Source organism: Streptosporangium sp. DT93, assembly GCF_049844535.1.
Classification (GTDB): Bacteria; Actinomycetota; Actinomycetes; order Streptosporangiales; family Streptosporangiaceae; genus Streptosporangium.
On the sequence record NZ_JBNCLF010000043.1, the window covers coordinates 1 to 4307 of the forward strand.

Annotated in this window: 1 protein-coding gene; it reads left to right on the forward strand. The window is 77.5% G+C overall.

The genetic code is table 11. The features are described from left to right. Positions 1 to 4307, forward strand: a 4307-nt coding sequence (locus ACLQ2R_RS39360; protein WP_425966522.1) for an SDR family NAD(P)-dependent oxidoreductase, incomplete at both ends; no start/stop codon positions are given.

Below are 4307 nucleotides of genomic sequence, written 5' to 3' on the forward strand. Positions count from 1 at the left end.
GGCGGGCCCCGCCGGGCGGGGGTGTCGTCGTTCGGGATCAGTGGCACCAACGCCCACGTCATCCTCGAACAGGCACCGGACGCACTCGCCGACCTCCCCGCCGGCACCGGGACACCGGCCGTCCCCGTCCACACCGACGTTCCCGCTGACGCCGAGACACCGGACGCCGGGACGCCCGCCGCCTTCCCCCGCGCCGACGTCCCCTCCGACGCAGGGACGCCCGATGCCGGGACACCGGACGCCCCCGCCCGTGCCGATCGGCCGGCGACCGCGCCGCACCCCCCCGTGCTGCTGTCGGGAGACGGCCCCGCCGCCCTGCGCAGGCAGGCCACGGCACTGGCCGACCACCTTGAGGCCCACCCCGGGCTGGACCCGCGCGACGTGGCGGCCACCCTCACCTCCAGGGCGCGGCTCGGCCACGGCGCCGCCGTACTGGCCGACCACCTGCCCGCCCTGCGCGCCCTGGCGCGGGGCGAGATCCACGACGCGCTCGTCACCGGTGAGAGGACCCCCGGCAGGACGGTCTTCGTCTTCCCCGGCCAGGGATCGCAGTGGCCCGAGATGGCCCGTGCCCTCCTGGACTCCGACCGGGTCTTCCGCGCCGAGATCGAGGCCTGCTCGCGAGCGTTCTCCCGGCACACCGACTGGTCCCTGACCGCCGTGCTCCGCGGCGAGGCCGGCGCGCCCCCGCTCGAGCGCGTCGACGTCGTACAACCGGTGCTCTTCGCGGTGATGGTGTCGCTCGCGGCGATGTGGCGCGCCGCCGGGGTGTGGCCGGACGCCGTGGTCGGCCACTCCCAGGGCGAGATCGCCGCGGCCTACGTGGCGGGCGCGCTGTCGCTGGAGGACGCGGCGAGGATCGTCACGCTTCGCAGCGGGGCCATCGCCCGCATCGCCGGGAACGGCGGCATGGTGTCGGTGGCGCTGGGCGCCGACGAACTGGCCGGGATCCTGGCGCGCCGGCCCGGGGAGATCGAGATCGCGGTGCGCAACGGGCCGCGCTCGACGGTCGTCGCGGGCGGCACGGACGCCCTCGACGAGCTGCTCGCGTGGTGCGGCGAGCAGGGCGCGCGCGCCCGACGCGTCCCGGTGGACTACGCCTCGCACACCCGGTACGTCGAACCCCTGCGCGACGAGCTGCTGGAGACGTTCGCCGGCCTGGAACCGCGACCGGCCGAGATCGCGTTCCACTCCTCGGTGACCGGGGAACGGATGGACACCACCGCGCTCGACGCCGGGTACTGGTACCGCAACCTCCGCCGGACCGTGGAGTTCGAGGCCGCCGTCAACGGCCTGCTCGACACGGGACACCACCGGTTCATCGAGATCAGCCCGCACCCGGTGCTCACCATGGCCGTCGAGGAGATCATCGCCGGGCGGGGCGTGCCCGGGCTGGCGGGCGGCACGCTCCGGCGCGGCGAGGGCGGGACGGACGCGTTCCGCCGCGCCCTGGCCGTGGCCTGCCTCGGCGGCGTCCCCGTCTCCTGGACGACGGCGGGCACGCGCGCGGTGGACCTGCCGACCTACCGGTTCGAGCGCGAACGCTACTGGCTCACCCCCTCCGCCGGTCCGGGCCGGGGGGCCGGGCTCGGGCGGTCCGCCGTCCGCCACCCGCTGCTGGGGGCGATGGTCGAGCTCGTCGGCGGCGGCGCCGTGCTGACCGGACGGCTCGGCACGGCGGCGCAGGAGTGGCTCGCCGACCACTCGGTGTTCGGCACCGTGCTGGCGCCCGGCACGGTCCTGGCCGAGCTCGCCGCCCGGGCCGGGGACCTCGTCGGCTGTCCCGAGGTGCGCGAGCTGACCGTCCAGGCCCCCCTGGTCCTGGACGCCGGGCGTCCGGCGACGCTGCAGGTGCTCGTCGCCGCCCCCGGCGAGCACGGGCACCGGGCCGTGGAGGTGCACGCGCGCTCGTCCGAGGACGCCCCGTGGACCCGGCACGCGGCCGGGACCGTCGGTCCCGGCGCGCCGGAGGCCGCGCGGGTCGCCTGGCCTCCCCCCGGAGCCGAGAGCGTCGACGTCACCGACGTGTACGCGCGGCTGTACCGGCTCGGCTACGACTATGGCCCGGCCTTCCAGGGGCTGGCCGCCGTGTGGCGCACCGGCGACGGCGGTGGTGACGGCGCGGTCTACGCCGAGCTCGTCACGGCCGGTTCCCAGGGCGTCCCGGGCGGGGACTTCGCCCTCCACCCGGCGCTGCTCGACGCGGCCCTCCACCCGGTGGTGGCCGGGCTGGCCGGACTCTCCGACCCCGACCCGGGCCGTCCCCTGCTGCCGTTCGCCTTCGAGGGCCTGCGCCTGACCGGCGGGGCGGCGCGGGGAAGGCTGCGGGCGCGCATCGAACCGCTGGGCGGTTCCCGGTTCCGCTACACCTTCGCGGACGAGGACGGAGAGGTCGTCGGTGCCGTCGCGTCCCTGGCGTTCCGCCCGGCCGCGCGCGCCGAGCTCGCCGCGTCCCGGCCCGCCGCCGAGGCCTACCGGGTCGGCTGGGAACGGGCGGCCGGAACGGGCCCGGCTCCCGGGAACGTCGTCGTGCTCGGCGGATTCGGCGACCTCGACGGCCCCGGCGCTCTGGTGAGGGCGGGTGGGGACGTCACCGTGGTGAGCGGGCTGCCGGAGGCGGCAGGCGCCGGTGCCGTGCTCGTGCCCGTGGGCGGACGGGCGGGCGACGTGGTCGCGCAGGCGCACGAGCGGACCGCCGCCGTCCTGGGACTGCTCCAGGACTGGCTCCGCGACCCCGCGTTCGACGGTGCCCGGCTATCGGTCGTGGTGGCCGGGTCCGATCTCGCGTCCGCCCCGGTCCGGGGCCTGGTCCGCACCGCCGCCGCCGAACACCCCGGCCGGTTCGCCCTGGTCGTCGCCGACGGCCCTGCGCCCGCCTCGCTGCTGGCCGCCGAGCACGGCGAACGCGAGGTGGCCGTACGCGACGGTGAGCTGCTGGTGCCCCGGCTCGCCCCCTGCGACCTCGGCGAGGAGGTCCCGCCCGCCCCCGGGTCCCCGGAGGAAACACCGACGGAAACACCGACGGAAACACCGACGGAAACACCGACGGGAGCACCGGCCGGCACGCGGGCCGGCACCGTCCTGGTCACCGGGGGCACCGGAACCCTCGGCGCGCTGGTCGCCCGCAGGCTGGCCGCGTCGGAGCACCCCCCGCACCTGCTGCTGGTGAGCCGCTCGGGGCCGGACGCCCCGGGCGCGCAGGCCCTGGCCGGGGAACTCGGCGCGGCCGGAGCCGGGGTGAGCGTGGTGGCCTGCGACGTCACCGACCGCGCGGCCGTGGCGGAGCTGCTGGCGTCCGTCCCCGCGGACCGCCCGCTCCGGTCGGTGATCCACACCGCGGGGCTGCTCGCGGACGCCACGGTCACCGGGATGACCGCCGGGGAGCTGGCCGCCGCGCTGCGGCCCAAGGTGGACGCGGCCTGGCACCTGCACGAGCTGACCGCGGGCCTCCCGCTGGAGGGTTTCGTGCTCTTCTCCTCCGCCGTGGCCACGTTCGGCGTGCCGGGGCAGGCGAACTACGCAGCCGCCAACGCCTTCCTCGACGCGCTGGCCGAGCACCGGCACCGCGCCGGGCTGCCGGCCACGGCCCTCGCCTGGGGCCTGTGGGAGGAGACGAGCGCGATGACCGCCCACCTGGGCGCGGCCGACCGCGCCCGGCTCGCCCGCTACGGTGTCGGCACCGTCGGGACCGGCCGCGCGCTGGACGCGCTCGAACGGGTGCGGGAGGCCCATACCGTGGTGTCGCTCCTGGACGAGGGCGTGCTGCGGGACGAGGCGGCCGCGGGCCGCCTGCCCGCCCTGTTCTCCGGGATCGTCAGGCGGCCCGCCGAGGCCCGGCGCCCGGCGACCGGCGGCGCCTGGGCCCTGAGGCTGCTGTCCGAGCCGCCGCACGAGCGGCTTCGCACGGTCACCGGGCTCGTACGCGAGCAGGCCGCGGCCGTCCTGGGCCGCGGGGACGCGGACGGGGTGGGCGCCGACCGGCCGCTGAAGGAGCTCGGCTTCGACTCGCTGACCGCCGTCGAGCTGCGCAACCGGCTCAACGCGCTCACGGGCCTCACCCTGCCCGCCACCGTCGCCTTCGAGTTCCCGACCGTCGCCGCACTCGCCGAGCACCTGCTGGACGCCCTGTCGGCGCGGCAGGGCTCCGCGGCCGGAACTGCGGCCGCGACCGTGGCCGGGGCGGACGCCGGGGCCGGGATCGAGGTCTCCGACCCGGTGGTGATCGTGGGGATGGGGTGCCGGTTCCCGGGTGGGGTGGCCTCGCCGGAGGAGTTGTGGGAGCTGGTGGTGTCGGGGACGGACGCGAT